Origin of the sequence: Aggregatilinea sp., assembly GCF_036822615.1 — a bacterium.
Classification (GTDB): domain Bacteria; phylum Chloroflexota; class Anaerolineae; order Aggregatilineales; family Aggregatilineaceae; genus Aggregatilinea.
This window is the reverse complement of record NZ_DAISHJ010000055.1, coordinates 2,596-25,305: the sequence shown is the minus strand read 5'-3', so window position 1 is coordinate 25,305 and position 22,710 is coordinate 2,596. Positions and strand designations below refer to the sequence as shown.

Annotated in this window: 23 protein-coding genes; 14 read left to right on the top strand and 9 right to left on the bottom strand. The window is 61.5% G+C overall.

Annotation, left to right across the window (positions count from 1 at the left end):
• Positions 1–97 precede the first annotated feature (97 nt).
• Positions 98–445: a metal-sulfur cluster assembly factor gene (locus tag V7116_RS15405; RefSeq protein ID WP_324392836.1), complete on the bottom strand. Its 348-nt coding sequence runs from the start codon at positions 443–445 to the stop codon at positions 98–100.
• Between the two features lie 394 nt (positions 446–839).
• Here V7116_RS15405 and sufC point away from each other — a divergent pair, with 394 nt between their 5' ends.
• From sufC to sufD, 3 genes are all read left to right on the top strand, one after another.
• Entirely contained in the window at positions 840–1,616 is a 777-nt protein-coding gene (gene sufC, locus V7116_RS15400) for a Fe-S cluster assembly ATPase SufC (RefSeq protein WP_324392835.1), read from the top strand.
• 84 nt (positions 1,617–1,700) lie between these two features.
• A complete protein-coding gene (gene sufB, locus V7116_RS15395; protein WP_324392834.1) occupies positions 1,701–3,119 on the top strand; it encodes a Fe-S cluster assembly protein SufB in 1,419 nt (472 codons plus the stop codon).
• A gap of 151 nt (positions 3,120–3,270) precedes the next feature.
• On the top strand, positions 3,271–4,608 hold the full coding sequence (sufD, locus tag V7116_RS15390) for a Fe-S cluster assembly protein SufD (protein WP_324392833.1): 1,338 nt from the start codon (positions 3,271–3,273) through the stop codon (positions 4,606–4,608).
• A gap of 143 nt (positions 4,609–4,751) precedes the next feature.
• Here sufD and V7116_RS15385 read toward each other — a convergent pair whose 3' ends face one another.
• Entirely contained in the window at positions 4,752–5,846 is a 1,095-nt protein-coding gene (locus V7116_RS15385; RefSeq protein ID WP_324392832.1) for a WD40 repeat domain-containing protein, read from the bottom strand.
• A 412-nt stretch (positions 5,847–6,258) separates the two neighbouring features.
• On the opposite strand from V7116_RS15385, the gene V7116_RS15380 reads away from it, so the two are divergent.
• From V7116_RS15380 to V7116_RS15355, 6 genes are all read left to right on the top strand, one after another.
• The gene (locus tag V7116_RS15380; RefSeq protein ID WP_324392831.1) at positions 6,259–7,509 is read left to right on the top strand and encodes a cysteine desulfurase; all 1,251 of its coding nucleotides are present in this window, start codon (positions 6,259–6,261) and stop codon (positions 7,507–7,509) included.
• Between the two features lie 89 nt (positions 7,510–7,598).
• Positions 7,599–7,994: an iron-sulfur cluster assembly scaffold protein gene (locus V7116_RS15375; protein WP_324392830.1), complete on the top strand. Its 396-nt coding sequence runs from the start codon at positions 7,599–7,601 to the stop codon at positions 7,992–7,994.
• On the top strand, positions 7,991–9,349 hold the full coding sequence (locus tag V7116_RS15370; protein ID WP_324392829.1) for a site-2 protease family protein: 1,359 nt from the start codon (positions 7,991–7,993) through the stop codon (positions 9,347–9,349). The genes V7116_RS15375 and V7116_RS15370 overlap by 4 nt, the downstream gene beginning before the upstream one ends.
• Before the next feature lie 35 nt (positions 9,350–9,384).
• Positions 9,385–9,699, top strand: a complete 315-nt coding sequence (locus V7116_RS15365) for a non-heme iron oxygenase ferredoxin subunit (protein WP_324392828.1) — start codon at positions 9,385–9,387, stop codon at positions 9,697–9,699.
• A 144-nt stretch (positions 9,700–9,843) separates the two neighbouring features.
• Positions 9,844–10,686 (top strand): hypothetical protein, encoded by an 843-nt coding sequence (locus V7116_RS15360; protein ID WP_324392827.1) that lies wholly within the window; start codon positions 9,844–9,846, stop codon positions 10,684–10,686.
• 11 nt (positions 10,687–10,697) lie between these two features.
• Positions 10,698–11,411 carry a B3/B4 domain-containing protein gene (locus tag V7116_RS15355; protein ID WP_324392826.1) on the top strand — a complete coding sequence of 238 codons (714 nt, stop codon included), beginning with the start codon at positions 10,698–10,700 and terminating at the stop codon, positions 11,409–11,411.
• An 11-nt stretch (positions 11,412–11,422) separates the two neighbouring features.
• Here V7116_RS15355 and V7116_RS15350 read toward each other — a convergent pair whose 3' ends face one another.
• The 4 genes from V7116_RS15350 to V7116_RS15335 form a co-directional block, all read right to left on the bottom strand.
• Complete coding sequence (locus V7116_RS15350) at positions 11,423–12,070, bottom strand: hypothetical protein (protein ID WP_324392825.1); 648 nt, start codon at positions 12,068–12,070, stop codon at positions 11,423–11,425.
• Positions 12,071–12,165: 95 nt separating this feature from the next.
• A complete protein-coding gene (locus V7116_RS15345) occupies positions 12,166–13,332 on the bottom strand; it encodes a baeRF3 domain-containing protein (RefSeq protein ID WP_324392824.1) in 1,167 nt (388 codons plus the stop codon).
• A 98-nt stretch (positions 13,333–13,430) separates the two neighbouring features.
• A complete protein-coding gene (locus tag V7116_RS15340; RefSeq protein ID WP_324392823.1) occupies positions 13,431–13,760 on the bottom strand; it encodes an HIT domain-containing protein in 330 nt (109 codons plus the stop codon).
• The gene (locus V7116_RS15335; RefSeq protein ID WP_324392822.1) at positions 13,757–14,359 is read right to left on the bottom strand and encodes an MOSC domain-containing protein; all 603 of its coding nucleotides are present in this window, start codon (positions 14,357–14,359) and stop codon (positions 13,757–13,759) included. Before V7116_RS15335 ends, V7116_RS15340 begins: the two co-directional genes overlap by 4 nt.
• A gap of 157 nt (positions 14,360–14,516) precedes the next feature.
• Between V7116_RS15335 and V7116_RS15330 the strand changes: the two genes are divergently transcribed.
• Positions 14,517–15,158 (top strand): helix-hairpin-helix domain-containing protein, encoded by a 642-nt coding sequence (locus V7116_RS15330; protein ID WP_324392821.1) that lies wholly within the window; start codon positions 14,517–14,519, stop codon positions 15,156–15,158.
• A 12-nt stretch (positions 15,159–15,170) separates the two neighbouring features.
• Here V7116_RS15330 and V7116_RS15325 read toward each other — a convergent pair whose 3' ends face one another.
• A complete protein-coding gene (locus V7116_RS15325; protein ID WP_324392820.1) occupies positions 15,171–16,823 on the bottom strand; it encodes an ArnT family glycosyltransferase in 1,653 nt (550 codons plus the stop codon).
• 113 nt (positions 16,824–16,936) lie between these two features.
• Positions 16,937–17,920 carry a malate dehydrogenase gene (locus V7116_RS15320; protein ID WP_324392819.1) on the bottom strand — a complete coding sequence of 328 codons (984 nt, stop codon included), beginning with the start codon at positions 17,918–17,920 and terminating at the stop codon, positions 16,937–16,939.
• 270 nt (positions 17,921–18,190) lie between these two features.
• On the opposite strand from V7116_RS15320, the gene V7116_RS15315 reads away from it, so the two are divergent.
• The 4 genes from V7116_RS15315 to V7116_RS15300 all read left to right on the top strand — a co-directional run bounded on the left by V7116_RS15315 (position 18,191) and on the right by V7116_RS15300 (position 22,498).
• Positions 18,191–19,171, top strand: coding sequence for a metallophosphoesterase (locus V7116_RS15315; RefSeq protein WP_324392818.1), 981 nt, complete (start codon positions 18,191–18,193; stop codon positions 19,169–19,171).
• 33 nt (positions 19,172–19,204) lie between these two features.
• Complete coding sequence (locus tag V7116_RS15310; protein ID WP_324392817.1) at positions 19,205–19,837, top strand: histidine phosphatase family protein; 633 nt, start codon at positions 19,205–19,207, stop codon at positions 19,835–19,837.
• A gap of 211 nt (positions 19,838–20,048) precedes the next feature.
• Positions 20,049–21,647, top strand: a complete 1,599-nt coding sequence (pckA, locus tag V7116_RS15305) for a phosphoenolpyruvate carboxykinase (ATP) (protein ID WP_324392816.1) — start codon at positions 20,049–20,051, stop codon at positions 21,645–21,647.
• Between the two features lie 188 nt (positions 21,648–21,835).
• A complete protein-coding gene (locus tag V7116_RS15300) occupies positions 21,836–22,498 on the top strand; it encodes a DUF6273 domain-containing protein (RefSeq protein ID WP_324392815.1) in 663 nt (220 codons plus the stop codon).
• A 22-nt stretch (positions 22,499–22,520) separates the two neighbouring features.
• Here V7116_RS15300 and V7116_RS15295 read toward each other — a convergent pair.
• Positions 22,521–22,710, bottom strand: a 190-nt coding sequence (locus V7116_RS15295; RefSeq protein ID WP_324392814.1) for a GNAT family N-acetyltransferase, incomplete at its 5' end; no start/stop codon positions are given.

Here is a 22,710-nt window from a genome sequence, read left to right as displayed (position 1 = left end):
ACGGCGAATTTGGGCGAGAGGCCCGGCGCATCGAAACAGGCAAAAACAGGCGCGCCCGCGATCGTGTCGGATCGCGGGCGCGCAGTCGTGCGGAATTCTAGAACAGGCCCCAGTTATCCAGGACCCCATCTTCGGCCATCGACGGGTCCCACATTTCCATCCCCAACTCGACGGTCGTCGGCACGCCCAGCGTATCCTGACCTTTGCGGCGCGTCGCTTCGAGAAGCTGCGGCGCGTAGGGACAAAACGGCGTCGTCATCAGCATGATGATGTGCAGACGGTCGTCCATCACCTGTATTTCGCGGATCAGGCCCAACTCGACGACGTTCAGCCCGATTTCCGGGTCGTACACTTCGCGCAAGGCGTTCAGGACCAGCTCGCCTTTTTCTTCAGTCGATAACGTACTGGGCGTCTGACTCGGCTGAGCCTGAGTTTCGTCGGCCATGATGCACCATCCCTTCTGCCAATACGGTCATAGCGCGCCAGCGGCGCAGAGTCAATCCACAGAGGAAGCATGCGCCGGATGCGCTGCACAAAGTATAGACTGCCCCCCGGTGAACTGCCAGCAGTCCGAACCAGGACTACGATTAATTATAACCTTACGAACCTATCAAAACCTGTGTTTGCGGAGGCGGCGCGCGACCATCTGAATTCTAATCTAAACAATTTATAAGATAAATTTCTGTTTTATTGACCGATAGCGCGGCGAAATGTTATACTTGTCACAGAATCATTGCAAAACGTTCTCAATTGGGGCACACTCATCCGTCGCAAAATCTCATTTTTTTGCACGTCTGAGGCGCCAACCGCGAGCACTGTAGAGAGGGATAATCGCAACAATGGGTGCAGCGTTAGAAATTCGGAATCTCCACGCCAGCGTGGAAGGGCAGCCCATCCTTAAGGGTGTGAATCTAACCGTCAAGCAGGGCGAGGTCCATGCGCTGATGGGGCCGAACGGCTCCGGCAAGAGCACACTGGCGAACGTCTTGATGGGGAACCCGGTCTACGAAATCACCGCAGGCCAGGTGATTTTCGACGGCGTTGATATTCTGGACCTTGAAACCGACGAGCGCAGCCGCATGGGGCTGTTCCTGGCCTTCCAGTATCCGGTTGCCATCCCCGGCGTGACGCTGGCGAACTTCTTGCGCAATGCCCTCAATGCCCGCCGCAAAGAAGCAGATCCCAAAGACAAGGGCATCCCGATCCCGGCATTCCGCAAGTTGATGATCGAAAAGATGGACATGCTGTTGATGGATCACGATTTCGCGGGCCGCTACCTGAACGAAGGCTTTTCCGGCGGCGAAAAGAAGCGTGCGGAAATTTTGCAGATGGCGATGCTCCAGCCGCGTATTGCGATCATGGACGAAACCGACTCGGGCCTGGACATCGACGCGCTGCGCATCGTTTCGGAAGGCGTGAACAAGCTCAGCGGGCCGGAACTGGGCGTGCTGGTCATCACACACTACCAGCGTATCCTGAACTACATCAAGCCGCAGTTCGTCCACATCATGCTCGAAGGACAGATCGTCGAATCCGGCGGTCCAGAGCTGGCATTGACGCTCGAAGAGCAGGGCTACGACTGGTTGCGCGAGCAGCAAAACGACGCGTCTGCGTAGCACCTGTCGATCGCTGGCGCGCGTAATTACACACTCCATTCATTCCGACCGACGCCAGACCATCGCCGTTAAGGAGATGACACAGTGACTCTGAGCGATCAAGAACAAATCAAGGGCATCCGCGAAGCCTACGAAGAAGAGTACGGCTTTAGCGACCCCGATTCCTATGTGTTTAAAACCCGCAAGGGCCTGGACGCCAACGTCGTCGCACAAATCAGTGAGGCGAAAAACGAGCCGCAGTGGATGCGCGACTATCGACTGAACGCGCTGAAAATCTACCAGAGCAAGCCCGTTCCCACGTGGGGGCCGGATCTGTCCGGCCTGCGCGAAGAGGACATCTACTACTATGTGCGCCCGGCAGACAAAGAGGGCCGCACATGGGATGAAGTGCCGGAGAACATCAAGAAGACGTTCGACCGGCTGGGCATCCCCGAAGCAGAACAGAAATTCCTGGCAGGCGCAGGTGCGCAGTATGACTCGGAAATGGTCTACCACCGCATTCGCGAAGAGCTCGAAGCCCAGGGCGTCATCTTCAAGAGCATCGACGTCGCCCTGCAGGAAAACGAGGACCTGTTCAAGGAATATTTCGGGACGGTCATCCCAGCTCACGACAACAAGTATGCCGCGCTGAACTCGGCGGTATGGTCCGGAGGATCGTTCATCTACGTCCCGCCGGGGGTGAAGATCGAGATGCCGCTCCAGGCCTACTTCCGCCTGAACACGGCCAGTATCGGCCAGTTCGAGCGCACGATCATCATCGTCGACGAAGGCGCGTTCCTGCACTATGTCGAAGGCTGCACCGCCCCCGCCTACACCACCGAGAGCCTGCACAGCGGCGTGATCGAGATCGTCGTCAAGCGCGGCGCGCGCTCACGCTATACGACCATTCAGAACTGGTCGGACAACGTGTACAACCTCGTGACGCAGCGCGCGATGGTGTACGGCGACGCCAGCCACGAATGGGTGGACGCGAACCTGGGCAGCAAGATCACCATGAAGTACCCGTCGCTCTACCTGATGGAGCCGGGCGCGCACGGCGAGATTCTGTCGATTGCCTTCGCGGGCAAGGGCCAGATCCAGGACGCGGGCGGCAAGGCCGTACACGTCGCGCCGCACACAACCAGCCAGATCATCAGCAAGTCGATCTGCAAGGACGGCGGGCGCAGCAGCTATCGCGGCCTGCTCAAGGTGCACCCCAACGCGGAAGACAGCAAGAGCACGGTCGTTTGCGACGCGCTGCTGCTGGACGATCACAGCGAGTCGGACACGTATCCGTACATCGAGATCGAAAGCCCGCGCGTGACCGTCGGCCACGAAGCGACCGTCAGCAAGGTCGGTGACGACCAGATCTTCTACCTGATGAGCCGCGGCATGACCGAAGACGACGCCAACGCGATGGTCGTCAATGGCTTCCTGGAGCCGCTCACCAAAGAGCTGCCGATGGAATACAGCATCGAAATGAACCGCCTGATCCGGCTGCAGATGGAAGGCTCCATCGGCTAAGGACGGGCGCGAGACGCACAGCAACCCACCGTAGGGGCGTATGCACGCAGTACGCCCCTACGCCTGTATCACACCGGGCAACACGCACGCGAGAACGCCGCCCCGGTCGCATGATGATGGACTTGATTGAGACTAAAGAGAGGTAGGACAAGTGGCAACTCGCCGTCGTGGTGTACGTGACTTTGTAGCGCCGCCGTTCACGCGGGCCGATGTAGAGGCCGTGAGCGCGCGCTTTAACGAGCCGGAATGGCTGCGCGAAATGCGCCTGAACGCGTGGGATCTGTACGAATCGCTGCCCATGCCCACCACGCAGGATGAAGCGTGGCGCCGCACCGATTACCGCCACATCAACTGGGAAACGGCGGGCACGCTCGTCCCGGCGACCGGCAGCGGTTTCGAGGCCATTCCCGAAGCGAACCGCCGCCCGCTGTTGGGCGACGACCAGGGCGCGATGATCGCGTTCGTAGATGGCGAATGCGTGCATCACGAGGTCAACGAGGCGCTGGCAAGCCAGGGCGTGATCTTCATGGATCTGCATCAGGCTGCCGCGGAACACGCCGATCTCGTCAAGGAGCACCTGTTCACGCACGCGGTCCTGCCCAGCGCGGACAAGTTCGCGGCGCTGAACGCGGCGCTGTGGACGCACGGCGTCTTCCTCTACGTGCCGCGCGGCAAAGCGGTGTCACTGCCCGCGCACAGCATCTTCTACAACACACAGACCGGCGCGACGCTCGGCCACATTCTCGTCGTGCTGGACGAAGGCGCGCAGATCGACTACCTGCACGAGAGCCTCTCAACGGATATGGCGCAGGACGCCAGCTACGTCGGCGCGACGGAGCTGATCCTCAAGGACGGCGCGAACCTGCGCTTCGTCAACTTGCAGGACTGGGGCGACGGCATGTTCGAGTTCAGCCACCAGCGCGCGCGCGTTTCGAACGACGGCCAGCTCGACTGGGTTACCGGCCAAATGGGCGGCAAGCTGGTCAAGGCGTTCATGGAAATCGACCTGGACGGCAAAGGAAGCTGGGGCCGCATGAGCGGCGTATACTTCCCGGCGGGCCAGCAGTTCTTCGACCTGGACACGCAGCAGAATCACAACGCGCCGAATACCACGTCGGACCTGCTGTACAAGGGTGTGCTGAAAGATAAGGCGCACACCGTATGGCAGGGCATGATCAAGGCGCTGCCCGGCGCGCAGAAGACGGACGGCTTCCAGGCCAACCGCAACATGCTCATGAGCGACGACGCTCGCGCCGACAGCATCCCCGGCCTGGAGATCCAGGCGGACGACGTGCGCTGTACGCACGCTTCCGCGACCGGGCAGATCGAGGAAGAACTGCTGTTTTACCTCATGGCGCGCGGCATCCCGCGTAAGGACGCGGAAAAGCTCGTGGTGGACGGCTTCTTCGTGCCCGTGCTGGACCGCATCCCGTTCGAGAACGTGCGCGAGCGCATGATGGCGTACATCGAGCGCAAGCTGCTGGCGTAGGACAGGGAATAGCGATCAGGGATTAGGGAAGAGCATTAGCACTCATTCCCTGGTCCCTGATCCTGAACGACTAAGATTATTGGTCCCGGCCCCACAGCCGCGACAGTGTTGGCATCCAAAGATTTGCACGCAGTCTTACAATCTTAAGGAATTCCCCACAGCTTCACCATTCTATCAGGGTACATACTGCCGGAAGCTAACAATCTACCATCAGGGCTAAAAGCTACGCTCCATACCGGTCCTTTGTACCCCTCCAGGCTAACCAGCTCACGCTCCGATGTTAAGTCCCACAACCGGATCGTAGACTCACTCAGCCCGACAGCCAGAAGCGTATCGTCCGGATTAAGATCTATGCTGTACACAGCCTCATCGTAGCGATGCAGAACAACCGGATCATCGCTGGAGCCAACCGTCCACTGTTTGATCGTCCCATCGTAACTTGCCGTGATCAAAAAAGTACCATCGTGGCTAAACGTTATGCCCGAAACTATGTTGGAATACCCTTCAAGGGTGGCCAGAAGCGTCCACGTCTCGACATCCCACAGCCGGACTTTCCCGTAGGTTACACTTCCCGTAGCCGCGGCCAATAATGTACCATCAGGGCTAAAAGCTATATCAAAGAACTCTTCGCCGTCTTCCCCTTTCAAGACTGTGGTTTGGGCGTAGGATGACATGTCCCATATGCGCAAAGTGGAGTCTGGGTAGACAGAGCCGGAAGCTACTACTTCACCATCAGGACTTACAGCTATACTCGATAACTCCCCGGTATGGCCGCGCAGGACTGAGGCCTCCTCACCTGTTATGATGTCCCACAAACGTATAAGGGCGTCCCTGTAGGCGGCAGCCAATAAGTTTCCATCCGGTGTAAAGGCGAACTGAGATGCATTCCTGGCAGATCCGGGGAGACTTTTCAGCAGTCTTCCAGTTTGCACGTCGTAAATGTTTATCGAATTATCATCACCGTTAGCAGCCAGCAAGGTTCCTGTGGAATTAAATGTCACACATGTCACCGAGCCTGATTTTAATATGGCAAGTGACTCCACCTGGAATACCTTGGATGAAGTGATAGGCGCTGACCCTGGCACATGGAGAAAATCTGTGGGTGTTGCCACCCACAGACCGTAAGCCGGAACGTGCTGCCCGACAAAGCCGACAGGTGCAGCGAGAAGTATAAACACGACGGCAAGTAGCAGGGAAGCGAGCAAGCGCATCTGATTCTCCTTATACTCTCGTTCCATCCTCGTCATTGCTTCGTCGATGGGTTCGCCTGGTTAGCTCTTATTCGCAACTTACCACTTCTACCTTTTGCGATAAAACGCTGCCCACACAATCAGATTGAGTACAGTCAGGGCCACGACGATACACAAAAGCGCTGCCCGGTCTCGATTGACCCAAACCAGGAATATCAGCAGAGATGCCAGCAGAAAGTAACCGAGTGCACTGCTAAGGCGATTCCTCTTTTGTTCGCGCACCCCCATTCCCCTTTTTTAATGCCACTCGTCATTTAATTTATTGCTGGAAATTACTGCCGTACGCGATACACTTGAGGCATAGTATGCGCCCGGCGACAATGCGCCGCCATCCCACCACTGCCGCACCGCGATACCGCCGCCCGCGCAGCGATCAATCGAAAGGTTAAACGTCACTATTATGTCCGACGTCAAGACATCACCGCTCAACATCGACGCCATCCGGGACGACTTCCCGATCCTGAATCAAGAGGTTCATCCAGGCAAACGCGTCGTGTTCCTGGATTCCGCCGCGAGCAGCCAGAAGCCGCGCCAGGTCATCGACGCGATGAGCGACTATTACGAGACCAGCCACGCCAACGTGCATCGCGGCATTCACGTGCTCAGCGAGCGCGCCACCAACGGCTACGAGGGCGCGCGCGTCAAGGTCAAAGAGTTCATCAACGCGGCGTCGGCGCGCGAGATCATCTATACGCGCAATACGACCGAGAGCATCAACCTCGTCTCCAACGCCTGGGGACGCACCAACCTCGGCCCCGGTGACGTGGTCGTGCTGACCGAGATGGAGCATCACAGCAACATCGTGCCGTGGCAGATTCTCGCCGCCGAACGCGGCTTCACGATCCGCTACGTGCCGGTGACGGACAGCGGCGAGCTTGATCTGGACGCGTACACGGCGTTCCTGCGCGACGAGCCGGTGAAACTGGTCGGCGCGATGCACGTCAGCAACATGTTGGGCACGGTCAACCCGGTTGAGGAGATGATCGCCCAGGCGCACGCGGCGGGCGCGCTGTTCGTGCTCGACGGGGCGCAGAGCGTGCCGCATCTGGCGGTGGACGTGCAGGCGCTGGACGTGGACTTCCTGGCGTTCTCCGGGCACAAGATGGCCGGGCCGACCGGGATCGGCATCCTCTACGGCAAGCGCGCGCTGCTCGAAGCGATGCCGCCGTTCCTGGGCGGCGGGGATATGATCAAGCGCGTCACGCTCGAAGGCAGCACGTGGAACACCCTGCCGCACAAGTTCGAGGCTGGGACGCCCGCCATCGCAGAGGCGATTGGCATGGGCGCGGCGGTGGACTACCTGCGCGGCATAGGTATGGACAACATCCTGGCGCACGAGCGCATCCTGGTCGATTACGCGCTCGACCGGCTGGCGGAAGTCCCCGGCCTGACGCTGTACGGCCCGGACGCAGACAAGCGCAACGGCGTGGCAACGTTCACGCTCAAGGATCTGCACGCGCACGACCTCGCGCAGCTTCTCGACGCGGAAGGCGTGGCGATCCGCGCGGGGCATCACTGCGCGATGCCGCTGCACCAGCGCTTCGGGATCGCGGCGTCGGCGCGGGCGAGCTTCTACCTGTACAACACCACGGACGACGTGGACGCGCTGGTCGATGCCATCGAGGTGGCGCGCAAGCGTCTGGGGATGTAGTGGGGCACAATCTGCGAAAATCTGTGTAGGGGCGTACAGCAATACGCCCCTAGCAACGGGTTTCTATTGAACTGGGACAGGTCAAACACATGGACATCTACCTGGAAAACATCGTCGATCACGGGCAGAACCCGCGCAACTTCGGGGATCCGCTGAATCCGGCGGACATCGACTATGAGGACGACAACCCATTCTGCGGCGACCGCCTGCACCTGACCGCCCAACTGGACGAAAACGGGCGCGTGAAGGCCGTCTCGTGGGAAGGCGAAGGCTGCACCATCAGCCAGGCGTCGGCGTCGATGCTCGGTGAAGAAATGATCGGCAAGACGCTCGAAGAACTGCAGCACTTCGACCGGCAGGAACTGCTGGATATGCTGGGCATCCAGCTCAGCCCCACGCGGCTCAAGTGCGCGATGCTCTCGCTGAAGGTGCTCAAGGCGGGCGCGTACGGTCTGGACCAGTGGACAGGCGAAGACGAGGAATGAGCGCGAGCCAGCCGGTCAGAATTCAAGGCAAGATCACGCAGGATTTCCAGGCTATCCTCCAGCGGGCAAATCACGAAACCGCGCTGCGGCACGGTCACTATATGGACATCGAGTACCTGCTGCTCGGCCTGCTGACCGTGCGCACCGGCCCAGCCTATTCGGTGCTGGCGCGGCACGGCGCGGACTTCCAGGCGCTGTACCGGCAGGTCGAGTCGGCGGTCGGCATGAAGCGCGACGAGATCTCGGAGGTCAAGGGCATCTCGCGCGACGCGCAACGCCTGTTCGAAGCCGCCACGCAGGAAGCGCAGACGCTCGGCCAGAGCGCGATCAGCGGCGGACATCTGCTGCTGGCGATGCTGCAAGAATCCGACGGCGCCGTACGCGAGGCGCTCGCGCCGCTCGACCTGGATCTGGACCGGACGCGGGCCGAAGTGCGCGACGTTCCGGTCGCGCCCGCCGATCCCGTCCCGGCGATGACCCCGTCCGCGCCGGGCACGTCACCGAACGGGCCGGAACCGGAAGTACTGCTGATCCCCACCCGCAAGACCAAGCCGAAGCCAAAACCGGGCGAGGAACGCGGGTTGGGCGGGCTGCCTGCGCGCTGGGGCAACTGGCCATGGATCGTCGTGCTGGCCGTGCTGTTCGTCGTCTATCTGGTGGTGACACTTCCCGGCAGTTCAGTGGCGACCTTCGCGCTGGTGATGGTCGGCTGGATCTTTTCGGTGACGCTGCACGAATTCGGGCACGCCATCGTCGCGTATTGGGGCGGCGACTACACCGTCAAGGACAAGGGCTACCTGACCTTCAACCCGCTCAAGTACACCCACCCCATGCTGAGCATCGGCCTGCCGCTGCTGTTCCTGGCGATGGGCGGCATCGGCCTGCCCGGCGGCGCGGTGTACATCGAGCAGCACCGCCTGCGCAGCAAGTGGTGGCGCATGGCCGTCTCGGCGGCGGGTCCGTTCATGAATCTGGTGCTGGCCTTCGTGCTGGCCGCGCCGTTCACGTTCCACCTCGTCGATTTCCGCGAGGTCTACATCAACCACTCCACGTTCTGGTCGGCGGTGGCGTTCCTGGCGATGCTGCAAGTGACCGCCGTGCTGTTCAACCTGCTGCCGATCCCGCCGCTGGACGGGTACGGGATCATCGAGCCGCTGCTGGACCCGCGCACGGCCTACACCATGCGCCAGTTCGCCGGGTTTGGCATTCTGCTGGTCTTCCTCGCGCTGTGGTTCATCGATCCGGTGAACCGCGCGTTCTGGAATACGGTCTATGATGTCACACATACGCTGAATGTCCCGTGGGATCTGATTTCACACGGGTTCGATAACTTCCTGTTCTGGCAGCAGCGCTAGGCTGCGCCCCCTGCTCACCGAAAGGAGTGACCCGCGTGACACGGTTTGTCACCGTCGCCAACGTTTCCGAGATCGGTCCGGGTAACCGGGAAGTATTTGACATCGAAGAGCATTACATCGCCGTCTTCAACGTAGATGGCACGTATTACGCCATCGAAGACGTCTGCACCCACGACGACGGCCCGCTGGCGGACGGCGAGCTGTACGGCTTTCAAATCGAGTGCCCGCGTCATGGCGCGCGCTTCGACATCCGCACCGGGGCCGTGCTGAGCATGCCCGCCGTGATCCCCGTGCCGCGCTACGAGGTGCGCGTCGAAGGCGATGACATCCAGATCGGCTTCGAAGACTGATCTCCCACGGCCCCGCACACAGCGCTGGTGCGGGACCGTTTTCATCCTCTCATATTTCCGGCTTGATCTGGCCGCCTCCCGCGTGCGTGCTATACTCCGGCGCGAACACCAACTCGAACCCGACAGCACCGGGAGTAAATCATCATGTCCCCTCTGCTTTCCACAAGAACGGGTCGCGCCGGTGCGGCATTGGCCGCGCTGCTGGTTGTGCTCAACGTCACGCTGATCGCGCTGCTGCTCGCGGAGCGCGCGTCTGAATCGGAATCACCCGCTGCGGCCACGCTGCCCCCTACACCTACCCCCGTCCCGAACGGGGCGATGTGGTCGCTGGGCACGGGCGGCGACGGGGTGAACCCGTATGTCGAATGGGTCGCGGTGTATCCGGTGTCGTCGCTGTGGAACGTACTGGGCGCGCCCTCGCTGCGCTTCAGCGACCAATCGCCGGAAGATCCGTCGATGGACCGCAGCTTCGAGATCGGATTTTACAAGTACGGCCCGACGTGGCACACGCGCAACGGCATCGTGGAGTTCTGGGTCGGCGGACCCGAAGACGGCGGCGGCACGCTCTCGATCATCGGCAACGACACGACGGGCGGGCAGATTGAAGTGCGTAACCCCACCGACACCGGGCACATCTCACTGGACTACCGCAACGCGGCGCACCCGATGATCACCGTAGACGACGAGAATGCGCTGGCGATTAAGGCGACGCGCGGCATCGTATCGGAATCGACGCACACATTCATGCAGGGCATCCGCATCGCGCCGGAAAGCGAGCGCATCGGGCAGACAAACGGCGCGGCGTGGGACGCGGGCGCGATCACCGTCGAGGCGGCAGTGGATGCGGACAGCATCGTGCTGATCACGCCCATCACGGAACCGCGCGGGCGCTGGTGGGTGGATGACGTCGCGCCCGGCGGTGGGTTCACGGTGCGCAGCAGCGTACCCGACGAAGACATGGCGTTTAACTGGTTGGTTCTGAACTGAGGGAGGATCGAATGCTGACGTTCCGGTACGACAACGATCTGTTGGCCCGTTTCCCGACCATTCGCTGCGGGGCAATCCTGGCGCGCAACGTGCATAACGGGCCGACACCGCCCGAACTGATCCAGGCGTATCTTTCCGAGCAGCACGCCACGGTCGCGCGCATTGGCGACACGCCACTGTCGCAGATCCCCAGCCTCGCGGCGTGGCGGCGGACGTTCAGCGCGTTCGGCGTGGAGCCGACCAAATATCGCAACGCCGCCGAGTCGCTGCTGCGCCGCCTGACCAAACAGGGCAGCATCCCCACGATTAACATGCTCGTGGACCTGGAAAATATGATCAGCATTCGCTACGGGCTGCCCGTGGCGTTCTTCGACGAGCGCAGCATCCACGGCTCGCTGACCGTGCGCTTCGCCACCGGGGACGAAAATTTCGTTGACCTGGGCGAGATCGATCCGGTACACCCGGCGCAGGGCGAAGTGATCTTCGTGAATGAGACGGGTCAAGTCAACGCCCGGCGGTGGTGCTGGCGGCAGAGCGAGCAAAGCGCCGCCCGCGACGACACGACCAGCCTGCTGATCACGATCGAGGGCGTGCACGACGACGCGGATCAGGACGTGCAGAGCGCTGTAGACGAGCTGCAAACGCTGCTGGTAGCCTACATTCCCGAGGTCGATCTCCAGGCGAAGATCCTGTCGCCGGACGATCCGGTCTTCACCGAGGAGTAGAATCCTGTAACTCACCTAGGGGCCGAGCTAAATGTGTCCAGAAGAACTCGCAACAAATCTAGATAAAAATGTTCATGAGCCTGTACACATAGCTCGGCCTTCGTTTTATCAAGGTAGTACACACAAAACTCCATCATCTCTTTTTGGGAATTCAGGCATACATGCAGAAAACTCACTTCATCAATATCTGAATTAACGAAATCAGCCTCTTCATATCGAGCGTAAATAAGCGATTGCGTACTTGCTATGAATAAGGAAACTACATCTAGGAAATCCTCAACTTCAGATTCCGCGGGGACAACATATTCATGCTCCATAAGATTTCTTGCACGAGTAATCTTCAATAATATACGAGGAGCAATGACTCCTAAATTTTGCAGAATTTTGATTTTCTCTGGAAAGTTCCAATGTTTCTTCTGCGAAAGTGGAAAAAGACCAAGCGCAAATAGAACTGAATCTACTTGGCATGCTAAAGCGCGCTTCGCATTAGCCAACGCGTTAATCAATCTGTGGTGTTCGTTCGAAAGCAAGTCTCGTTCAGCAAATTCACGATAATCCTCAGCCTTGACTTCCCAAGGAAGCTCGATGTCCCCTTGAGTACCTCCATCCCAATACGTTTCTGGATCTTCAAGATAAGTTAGAATATCGGACAGCTCCATATCTTCTCGCGCGCCTTAGTATCTTAGAAAACGAATTAGGGTGCAGAAAATTCTGCACCCTAATAGTATGTATTAAGAGTATATACTTTACAAGCTTAGTACCGGAACAGCGCCGCGAACGCGCCCCCGCCCGGAACCTCGCCCTGATCCACCGCGTACACCGTGCCGCCGTTGATCAGCGTTTGCGCCGCCGCCAGATCGAGCAGGTCCTGGTCGCCGGGCTGGCGTGTCGGGTGCACGTGCACGTTATAGCTGTGCTCGCGGAACTGGCCCCATTCCTGCGCGCCCAGAGTCATGAACAACGCCGAGATACGGCCCTCGTGCGCCGCGCGCAGCACCGTCTTCAGGTCGTTGGAGGCCTGTCCGTCATTGCGGCCCGCGTGCTCGTTGTACTGCGCGGCACTGCCGGCCTGCGCCTGCGTAAAATAGGGCTTCACGATGCCCCACGCCTCACGGTGGAGATCCTTCGCGCTCAGCGTTTCGGGGTTGCCCAGGATGCCCGCATCGAGCAGGTGCTGGTAGCTGTTCGCCTCGCGGTAAATCGGCAGCAGGTAATCCACGCCCGCCAGCAGCAGCGGCACGCGCTTTTCCGCGAACAGATCCTGAAGCCCGCGATCGACCTGCTGGAAGTAGCGTTTGATGTCCTGCTTGTCCAGTTCCTCGCTGTCGCTGTGCCCGTGGAACATGCCGCCCTGCCCGCCACCCGCACTGCGCGCCCGGCCCGTGTTCATGCGGTACTGGTTGTCCCGGTCCCGATAGTCGGCCCACAGCGCCTCGGCCAGACTTTCCGGCACGCCGTCCAGCTCGACCTCCGCGATGCTGTCCCGCGTGCCCTCCAACAGCCGGATTTCGTCCTGGCTGAGCGCCAGCACGTAAAACGTCCCGTCACCGCTCAACAGCGGCAGCAGCGGCTTGATAAAAAACCGCTCGCTGGCGTGAATCTGCTCGGCAAAGCTTACCGGCACACGATAGGTCAGCAGTGCTCCTTCCGCTAAAAAGACCGCCAGCCCATCACTTTGATGGCGCCAAAAATCCACGTCGTCCTGGAGATCCGCCAATGGCCTCAAAAACGCTTCGACATCCGGCGCGCGCAGTCCCAACTCGACCAGCCGCGCCTCTGCCTGCCGCACCAGATTGCGAAACCGGATCGCGTTTTGCTGCGTTTCGGCTCCTGCGCGCACGCTCGGCATAAAGATCGACACGCACCATTTACCCTGCGTGTCGGTCAACGTCCTGAGATCGTCCTGAGTAATAAAGTCCACAGCCGTCTCCTTTCCTGTATTTAAAGGTTAAGGGATCTGGAGTCGCACGCCAACCGGTGTGCGACTCCAGGGCCCAAAGGGTTAGAGGCGGTAAATTTTTAGCGCAGCGGATCCCCCGCGCTGACGTGCCAGTGCAGGTGCTTTGAATCCTGGTACTGTCCCAGATTGGTCAGGACCCGCGCCGCGCCGTGCTCGGCAACGACCTGCTCCGCGACCTGCTGGATCACCTGCACCATCTCCGCCAGCAGCGGCGCGTCTTCGGCCTGAAGCGTCAGCAGCGAGGCGATGTGCCGCTTGGGGATCACGACGATGTGCACCGGCCAGAACGGTCGCGTGTGGTGATAGGCCAGCACGGTTGACGTCTCGATCACCACGTCAACCGGCGTCCGCCCGCTGAGCACCTCGTCGCAGTAAAAATCATCGGTCATACGGACAGCTCTTCTTCCGGCGCGCCTGGAGAGTAAGCCGGCAGATCGGGCACTTCGGCGCGCACCGATTCGCCCGCTGCGATAACGCCGGGCCGCTCGACGGTCATCAGCAGCCCACGCTTGTGGATGGCCGCTTTGGGGAATCCCGTCGTGAGATCCGGCACATCAGGATAGTGCGATTGGATCGACGCCCCCGCCCCGGTGCAGGGCGGGTTTTCACCCTCGACGACCAGCGTCACGCCGCCGGAAAAATACAGCCGCGTGGAGGGTGTAAGCTGCGTCAGTGCGGGGATGCCCTCGATCAGCAGGTTCGCGCAGATCCACTCCGCGCCGATCTCGGGGATGCCCATCGTCTGCGCGACGGCGGCCAGCTCCTCGACCGAGACGATCGTCACCTGCCGCTCGTTGCGGATCTCCGTGCCGCGCGCATAGCGCCCGCTGCCGCTGCTGATGCGGGTCAGCCCCGCGTGATGGTCCCCCTCGATGCCCGCGAAGGTCACCTGGACGGACGCCTGTGCTGTGGAAAGGATGGTATCGGGGTCCAAACCCACCATCGTGCGAATAACCGTACCCTGCAGTGTATGTTTGATTGGGGTCATCGCCACCTGTCTCGTAACAGCCTGGTAGAACCGGACGACAGAGAAACATGAAGTGATTATTAGCCACTGTACGCGTTTTGTTCTTTAGATGCAAGTTGTGGCACAATAAAGAGAGATCAAGATAAAGTTGGAGCAGCACCTCGAAGGGAGGGTTCCTGTGCCCGCACGCGAACGCCTGAGTCCCATCGAACAAATCCTCGCCTACTTTATGGGCCTGGGTCTTGCGGTCATCATCCTGGCTTTTTGGCTGGGAACCCTGGAGAACGTCGATCGTGATGGCGCGGAAAGCGTGCTGATCGTCGGCGTGGCCGTCCTGATCCTCGGCACGATCGCATGGCTCTACCTGAGCCGCCCGTGGAAATCGTTCGGGAACTTCGATCCAATGCCCGACGAGCACGGCGCGCACGACTCCCACGCGATCGTGGCCTCCGAACCCCACCTGCCCGCCGTGGTCGAACCCGCCGGACTGCCCGCTGTCATCGAAGCGCAGGCCCCCGCCCCGGCGGAGCCTGTCGCAGAGGCTGAAGCGGAAGCACCGGAGCGCGAGGCGGAACCCAAACCCGAACTCGTCACGGAAGAACCGCTGCCGCTTGCCCCGGACGACCTGACGCAGATCAGCGGCATCGGGGCACGCGCCGCAAAGGCGCTCAACGACGCGGGGATCACCACGCTGGCGCAAATCGCGGCGATGACGCCCGATGCGCTGTCGCAGGTCGTGCGCGATCAAGGCGTGCGGCTGGTCGGCAGCACGGAGACGTGGCCCGCACAGGCCCAGGCGCTGCTCGCCGCGCGCGGCTGACGCCCCGGCTCGCTACGATCCACACAGATACACCGCCGCCTCGCCCACCGTGGTCGAGTAGGTGCAGTGTGCCGCCACCCAGTCGTAGAAGGGGCTGAGGTCGGCCACATCGCGCCGCCCACCGCGATCCCACCACCACGCACGTGTCGTGGCATCGATCGGCGGCACACGCACCCCGTCATACACGGTCGTGTCGATGATCATCACCGGGGGCACGGCGTCCAGCTCGCGCACCATATCAGCGATGCGCGCCTCGCTGTCCTCGTTCGGCACGAGCAGCCCGTAGGCATAAAAATACTTCGTCGGGCTGAGCCGCTGCGACTGGAAATTGATGTAGGGCGACGCCCCCCAATCGAGCACGGTGTCGCCCGGCTGCGTATTGGTGCGCACGTAACGCGCCAGCCCGCCCTCGATGGCCGGACGATCGACCTTCCAATCCGCCGTGTCGAGCCGCCGGTAGGTCACGTCCAGGGGGTCCGAGGCGGTCCACCACCCGACCCAGCCCACCGCCGCCAGCACGATCAGCACCCGCGCCCAGACCGGCAGCCACGGGACGCGCGTCAGCGCGGCGAACCCGGCGGCAAGCACCAGCATCAGGGCGGGAATGAGCGTGATGTAGTAATGCTCGTAGCCGTGAGAGGCCCCGCGCCCGGTCGGGTTGACCAGCACCAGATCGAACAGAAACGTGATGCACGCCCACAGCGCGAGCGTCGCGCGGGCGCCATCCACAGGCGCGGCATAGGGCCGCCGCAGTGACCACCATCCCGCTGCCAGCGCACCGGGCACGAGGACCAGCCCCAACGGGCCGTACACGCGGGTCACTTTGCTTTCGGTGAAGGTTTGTTCGACGGTCTCCAAAAACGGCACCGCGCCCACCCAGTGATGGAACTCGCCGGGGGAAATGAAGCCCGCCACGATCGCGGTATCCAGCACGCCGTGCACCAGCAGGTAGATCGCCAGCACGCCCAACCCGGTTACCCCGCCTAGGATCGTCGCGCCCAGCGCGCGCCAGCGCTGCGCCGAATCGCGCACGGACGGCCCGGCCAGCAGGATCGCCAGCACGTACGCGGGCGCAAACCCCACCGTGGACTGTTTGATGATCAGCGCGACTGCTGCGGACAGACCGACGAGAAACGTCCACCGCGCGCGCGGCTGGCGCAGGAACTGGAATCCGAAGGTGAAGGCCAGCACCTGCGGCAGCAGCGCGTACACCTCGGTGAAATCGGTGTCGAAGATCAGCGCGGGCGTATGCGCAAAAAACAGGAACGCCAGCGACACGATCCACGCCAGCCAGCGCAAGCTGTATGCCGCGCGCACCAGCCAGTGCAGCGCCAGCGCCGCCAGCCACACGACGATCACGTCGCCCCACCACAACGCCCACCGCCCCACGCCGAAAACCAGGAACGACAGCGCGTTGATGAAGTGGATGCCGGGCAGCTTGTTGTCCCACACGTCCACGTACATCACGCCGCCGCGCGCCAGCACCATGCCGCCGTAGCCGTATACGCCGCTGTCGCGCCCCTCCCCGATCAGCGACGGCGCGAGGAAGACCGTCGTCGTCGCCGCCGCGCCAAACAACACCAAAGCAGTGAGCGCCCACCACAGCCACGGCCACCACGACCGGCGCGCAGCAGGGGTCACGTCGCGGGATGCGGATGTGTTCAATGGGCCTCTCCAGGGGGCGGTGGGGACTTAATTCCGGCGCAGGTTACCGTGCGGCGCAGGGCAAAGGTGCGCCGCACGGAGAAGTTATCCGGTGGGCAAAACGGCGCGCCCCGCTATTTTAGCAGGTCCGCGACCGCTTCGCGCTCTTCTTGCAGTTCTTCAATGGAGGTCTGGATCTTCTTGCGGGCGTAGTCGCTGAGTTCCAGGCCGTTGACCACTTCGTAGCCGCTGCCCGTCATGCGCAGCGGGAAGGACGAGAACATCCCACCCGGCAGGCCGTAGGCGTTGCCGTCGGTGTAGATCGCGGCGCTGAACCACTGGCCGTCCTTCGGGTTGGCCATCGTACGGATGTGGTCCACGACGGCGTTCGCTGCGCTGGCCGCGCTGCTCTTGCCGCGCGCGTCGATCACTTCCTTACCGCGCTGCTGGACCTTCTTCACGAAGTCGCCTTCCAGCCAGGCGCGATCGTTGATGACTTCGGTCACCGGGCGACCATCGATCAACGCGTGCTCGAAATCGGGCAGCATCGTCGGGCTGTGGTTGCCCCAGATCGCCATATGCGATACCGCCGACGCTGGTTTGCCCGCTTTTTCGGCCAGCTGCGCCACGGCGCGGTTCTGGTCCAGGCGCGTCATCGCCATCCAGCGATCCTTCGGCACGTCCGGCGCGCTGTTCATAGCGATCAGGGCGTTGGTGTTGCACGGGTTGGCGACGACCAGCACGCGGACATCGTCTGCCGCGTAATCGTTAATCGCCTTGCCCTGCGTCACAAAAATCGGGGCGTTGTCGCGGATGACGTCCGCGCGTTCCATACCGGGGCCGCGCGGCTTACCACCAACCAGAATCGCCCAATTGGCCTTGTCGAAGACCACTTTTTCGTCATCCGATGCGATCACGTCGTGCAGGAGTGGGTAGGCACAGTCACGCAGTTCCATCACAACCCCACGCAGCGCCTCGACCGCCTGCGGGATCTCCAGGATCTGCAAAATAACGGGTTGGTCGTATCCAAATGTTTCGCCGTTCGCCAGCCGGAACAGCAGACTGTAGCCAATCTGACCTGCCCCTCCGGTAATGGCTACGCGGATCGGCTCTTTCACGGTTTGCCTCCTTGATGATGCGCAATGAGAAGCCGATGGTGCAATTACATCGGAGATTATAGCGAAAAATGCACGCGTGAGACTACGCACATAGTCGATTTGTGATTTTTGTCACATTCTTTTTACAGTTCGCACTTTTCTGATAAAAATCTTGTGCAAGCCGCTGCTTGCCCTGCCAACTGCCCCGGCGTCTGCCGGGCGGCGGGCCATGTGGTATACTTCGCCCCGTTTGAGCTTGCGCCTGTATCGGAACCAGCGGACCATCTCCTTATGCCGGATCGTTTTCTCAACCTCACCGAAGGCACAGCGTTTATCGTCAGCGACCTGCACGGCGACCGCGATGCCTTCGCGCGCTGCCTCGCCCACTTTTACCGGCTGCACCGGCGCGGCGACGCACAACACCTGATCTTTCTGGGAGACGTGATCCACGGCAGAGGCCCCGCCGAACAGGACGCCAGCGTGGGCATGATCCTCGACATCCTGGCGCTGCAAGAGGAACTGGGACACTCCGTGGTGATGCTGTTGGGCAACCACGAGATGCCGCACATTTACGGCGTCACGCTGTCGAAGGGCGACGAGGACTATACGCCGCGCTTCGAACAGTCGCTCGGCGCGCACCGCGAGGCCGTGATCGGGCTGTTCAAGCGGCTGCCTTTCCTGGTCCGCACGGCAGCGGGCGTGATGCTTTCGCACGCGGGTCCGTCGATGGACGTGATCGCGTTTGCGGACCGCCTGCGCGCGTACGATCACTGCGCGGTGCTGGACGAAGCCAACCAGATGCTGTCGGAGTTGAGCCCCATCGAAGACGCCTACCGGATGTTCGGTGCGCAGTACGGCGCGCCCTACGAGCAGCTTGCCCGCAGCGTGCTCGCCGTGAGCGGCCCCACCGATCCGCGCTATTCGGACCTGCTGCGGGGCTTCATCATCGGCCAGCGCAGCCGGACGTTCAACATGCTGTGGGATCTGCTGTTCACGCGCAACGAATACGGCCTGAACGCGGGCGCGTATATGAACGGCTGCGCGCGATTTCTGGAGGCGTTCGGCATGGACGCCCCCGCCCCGCAGCGGGTGATGGTCAGCGGACACATCGGCACGCGCGGCGGACACTCGATCATCAACGCGCACCACCTGCGCCTGTCCAGCGCCGCCCACGCCCACCCGCGCGAAGCCGGGGAATATCTGCTGCTCGACTGCGCCCGCCCGGTTCAAACCGCCGACGCGCTGCAGCCCTGGCTGCGCCCCGTTTTTTAACCGTTCGCCTCCATTCCGAAGGAACACGCACTCATGCTCACTCGTGTGTACAGCATCCGTCACGGTGAAACCGCCTGGAACGCGCTGGGCCGCTGGCAGGGCCATGCGCCCGTGCCGCTGAACGAAACCGGGATGAACCAGGCGCAGCAGTTGGCGCGCTGGCTGGCGCAGTCCGACGAGCGCATCGACGTGATTTACAGCAGCGATTTGAAGCGCGCCATGCAAACTGCACAGGCAGTCGGGGATGCACTGGGCCTCTCCATTCTGCCCGAGCGCCGCCTGCGCGAAGTGGACCTGGGCGAGTGGCAGGGATTGAATCACAGCGAGGCCGAAGCCTGGGACACGGACCGTTACGCCGCCTTCAAGGCGGATTGGTACAATGTGCCCACCCCCAGCGGCGAATCGCGCAACGAGTTAAAAGCGCGGGTTCGCGCCGCGTTCGACGAGATCACCGCGCGGCACGCGGGGCAGCACGTCGCGCTGGTGACGCACGGTGGCACGCTCGGCATGTTGATCGAGAGCCTGTTCGGCAAGATCGAGCGCCCCACCCTGACGAACACCTCTCTGACGGTGATGGAACAGACCGCAGCGAACGATCCGTGGCAGCTTGTGAATATTGCATGGTCGCCACACCTCAGCGAATCGCCTTTGGGCGAAACCTGGTGAGAGGCCCTAAAATCGTTTGTGAAAGTTTGTGCAGACTGACGATAAACTAGGTCTAGTCAAATCAGGTTAAAAGTGAAATAATTCACCATCGTGTGTTGAAGAACCCAAAAAGGTTCGCTACACTCATCATCACAGCCTCGTGCGTGGCTCACACACTACAGACCGCTGCGGTCTGCCCACAAGAACCCGCCGTTGAGAAAGGGAGAACCGAATGGAAGAGTATCGCAGCAGCTACGGCCTTGATAACCACGGCTTTTCGAATCTCGAACGGGAATTCTGGAATCTGTCTACTCCCGCGCTGTACGAACAAGCGATCCGCCACCACGAAGGCGTCATTGCCCACCTGGGGCCGCTGGTGTGCCGTACAGGCGATCACACAGGCCGCTCACCTAACGATAAGTTCATCGTGCGCGAACCCGGCAGCGAAAACGACATTTGGTGGGGTCCCATCAACCGCGACTGCACCGAAGAAAACTTCGAGCGCATGCACCGTCGCATGATGCAGTACCTCGAAAACAAGAGCGTCTTCGTGCAGGACCTGTACGCCGGGGCCGACCCGCGCTACCGCCTGCCGATCCGCGTCATCACCGAATACGCGTGGCATAGCATGTTCGCGCGTAACATGTTCCTGCGCATCTTCGATCCGGATGCGCTGCGCAGCCACGTGCCGGAATTCACGGTGATCGATGTGCCGAGCCTGTTCGCCGACAAGGAAGAATTTGCGACCACCTCGGGCGCGTTCATCTACCTGAGCTTCAAGCACAAGATGGTGCTTATCGGCGGCACGCAGTACGCGGGCGAAATCAAGAAGTCGATCTTCACCGTCATGAACTACCTGCGCCCCAAGCAAGGCGTCATGGCGATGCACTGCTCGGCCAACTATGGCAAGGACCGCGACGACGTGGCGCTGTTCTTCGGCCTGAGCGGCACGGGCAAAACCACCCTCTCCGCCGACACGACCCGCACCCTGATTGGTGACGACGAGCACGGCTGGAGCGACGACGGTGTGTTCAACTTCGAAGGCGGCTGCTACGCCAAGGTGATCCGCCTCTCGCCCACCGGCGAGCCGGAAATCTGGGAAGCCACCCGCCGCTTCGGCACGCTGCTGGAAAACGTCGCCATCGACGCGCAGCGCCGCCGCATCGACCTGAACGACGACACCTACACCGAAAATACGCGCGCTGCCTATCCTATCACCCACATCCCGAACGCGGATTACGGCGGAGTCGCCGGGCAGCCCAAGCACGTCATCTTCCTGACCGCGGACGCCTTCGGCGTGATGCCGCCCATCGCCAAGCTGAATCCTGCCCAGGCGCAGTATCACTTCCTGGCCGGGTACACCGCGAAGGTTGCGGGCACGGAACAGGGCGTCACCGAACCGACGGCTACCTTCAGCACCTGCTTCGGCGCGCCGTTCATGCCGCTGCACCCGACCGTCTACGCCAAGCTGCTGGCCGACAAGGTCGAGAAAAATAACGTCCAGTTGTGGATGATCAACACCGGCTGGACCGGCGGACCTTACGGCCTCGGCAGCCGCATGAGCCTGGCCTACACGCGCGCGATGGTTCGCGCCGCGCAGGAAGGCAAGCTGAACGACGTCGAGACGCGGATCGACCCGGTCTTCGGCTTCGAAATTCCGCTGCACGTGCCGGGCGTGCCGGATGAAATCCTCGACCCGCGCAGCACCTGGGCCGATCGCGCCGCGTACGATGTGAAGGCTTCGGATCTGGCGAAGCGGTTCCACAAGTACATGGCCCAGTTCGAAAGCGAAATGAGCGAGGAAGTCAAGGCCGCCGCGCCGAAGGCATAACCCGCTCTCAGTCGCAGGTTTCGCACGATCACACCGCCCCGGTCACGCGCCGGGGCGGTGTTTTTTTGGACCACGCCGCCGCGCCCAACAGGACCTTAACAGAATGCGATCCGGCGCGTATGATAGCTCCCCCAAAAAACAACTGGGAAGCATTCGATGCAGTTTTTATGGAGGCGAGGAGCATCAAAATGTCAGATGACCTTCTTTCCACGCGTTACCGGGACGCTGCGCCCGGCGACACCATCACATTCGGCAGCTATCCGCAGACGGCGGATGGCGCGGACCGCACACCGATCGAGTGGCAAGTGCTGCAAAATTCCGGTGAGGGACTGTTCCTCTTGAGCGCGTACCTGCTGGACTGCAAGCGCTATCACCGCGCGTTTGTGGACGTCACCTGGCAGGACTGCGATTTGCGGGCGTGGCTGAACGACACGTTTTATAACGCGGCATTCAGCGCCGCCGAGAAAGACGCCATCAAGGTGACGCACTGCGCGGACAACGGAGAGGGCCGCCCGGACACGGACGACAAAGTATTTCTACTAAGCGCCGCCGAGCTTACCCGCCTGACCGAAATCTTCGGCAAGGATTTACGGCGCGCCATCGGAACCGAATTTGCCAAGGTCAAAAAGGCCGATGGGTGTCATTTGTACGTGTACGACAAAAGCGTCGCGTCCGATTATGTGACGACCGAAGACGGCCAGAAGCACGGCTGCTCGTGGTGGTGGCTGCGCACTCAGCTAGGCGAGGCGTCGCGTGCGGCGTTCGTCGGGACGCACGCCAGCATCCGCAGCTACGGTCGCGTCAACCTGACGCCGTACGGCGTGCGCCCCGCGATCAAACTCGCTCTGTAACGAGCGATCCAACAGACTCTACTCATCCGCCGGGTTCGCGCAGCAGCTTGTCGAATAACAGATAGCACCGCTGCACGAACATCCCCGCGCGCTCGTACAGCGCAACCGCGTTCGAGTCGTTTTCCGAGTCCACTTCCAGCCCGGCGGCGGCGAATCCGCGCTTGCGCAGCGCCAGCAGGCCATGCCGCAGCAGCGTGCTGCCCAGCCCGCGC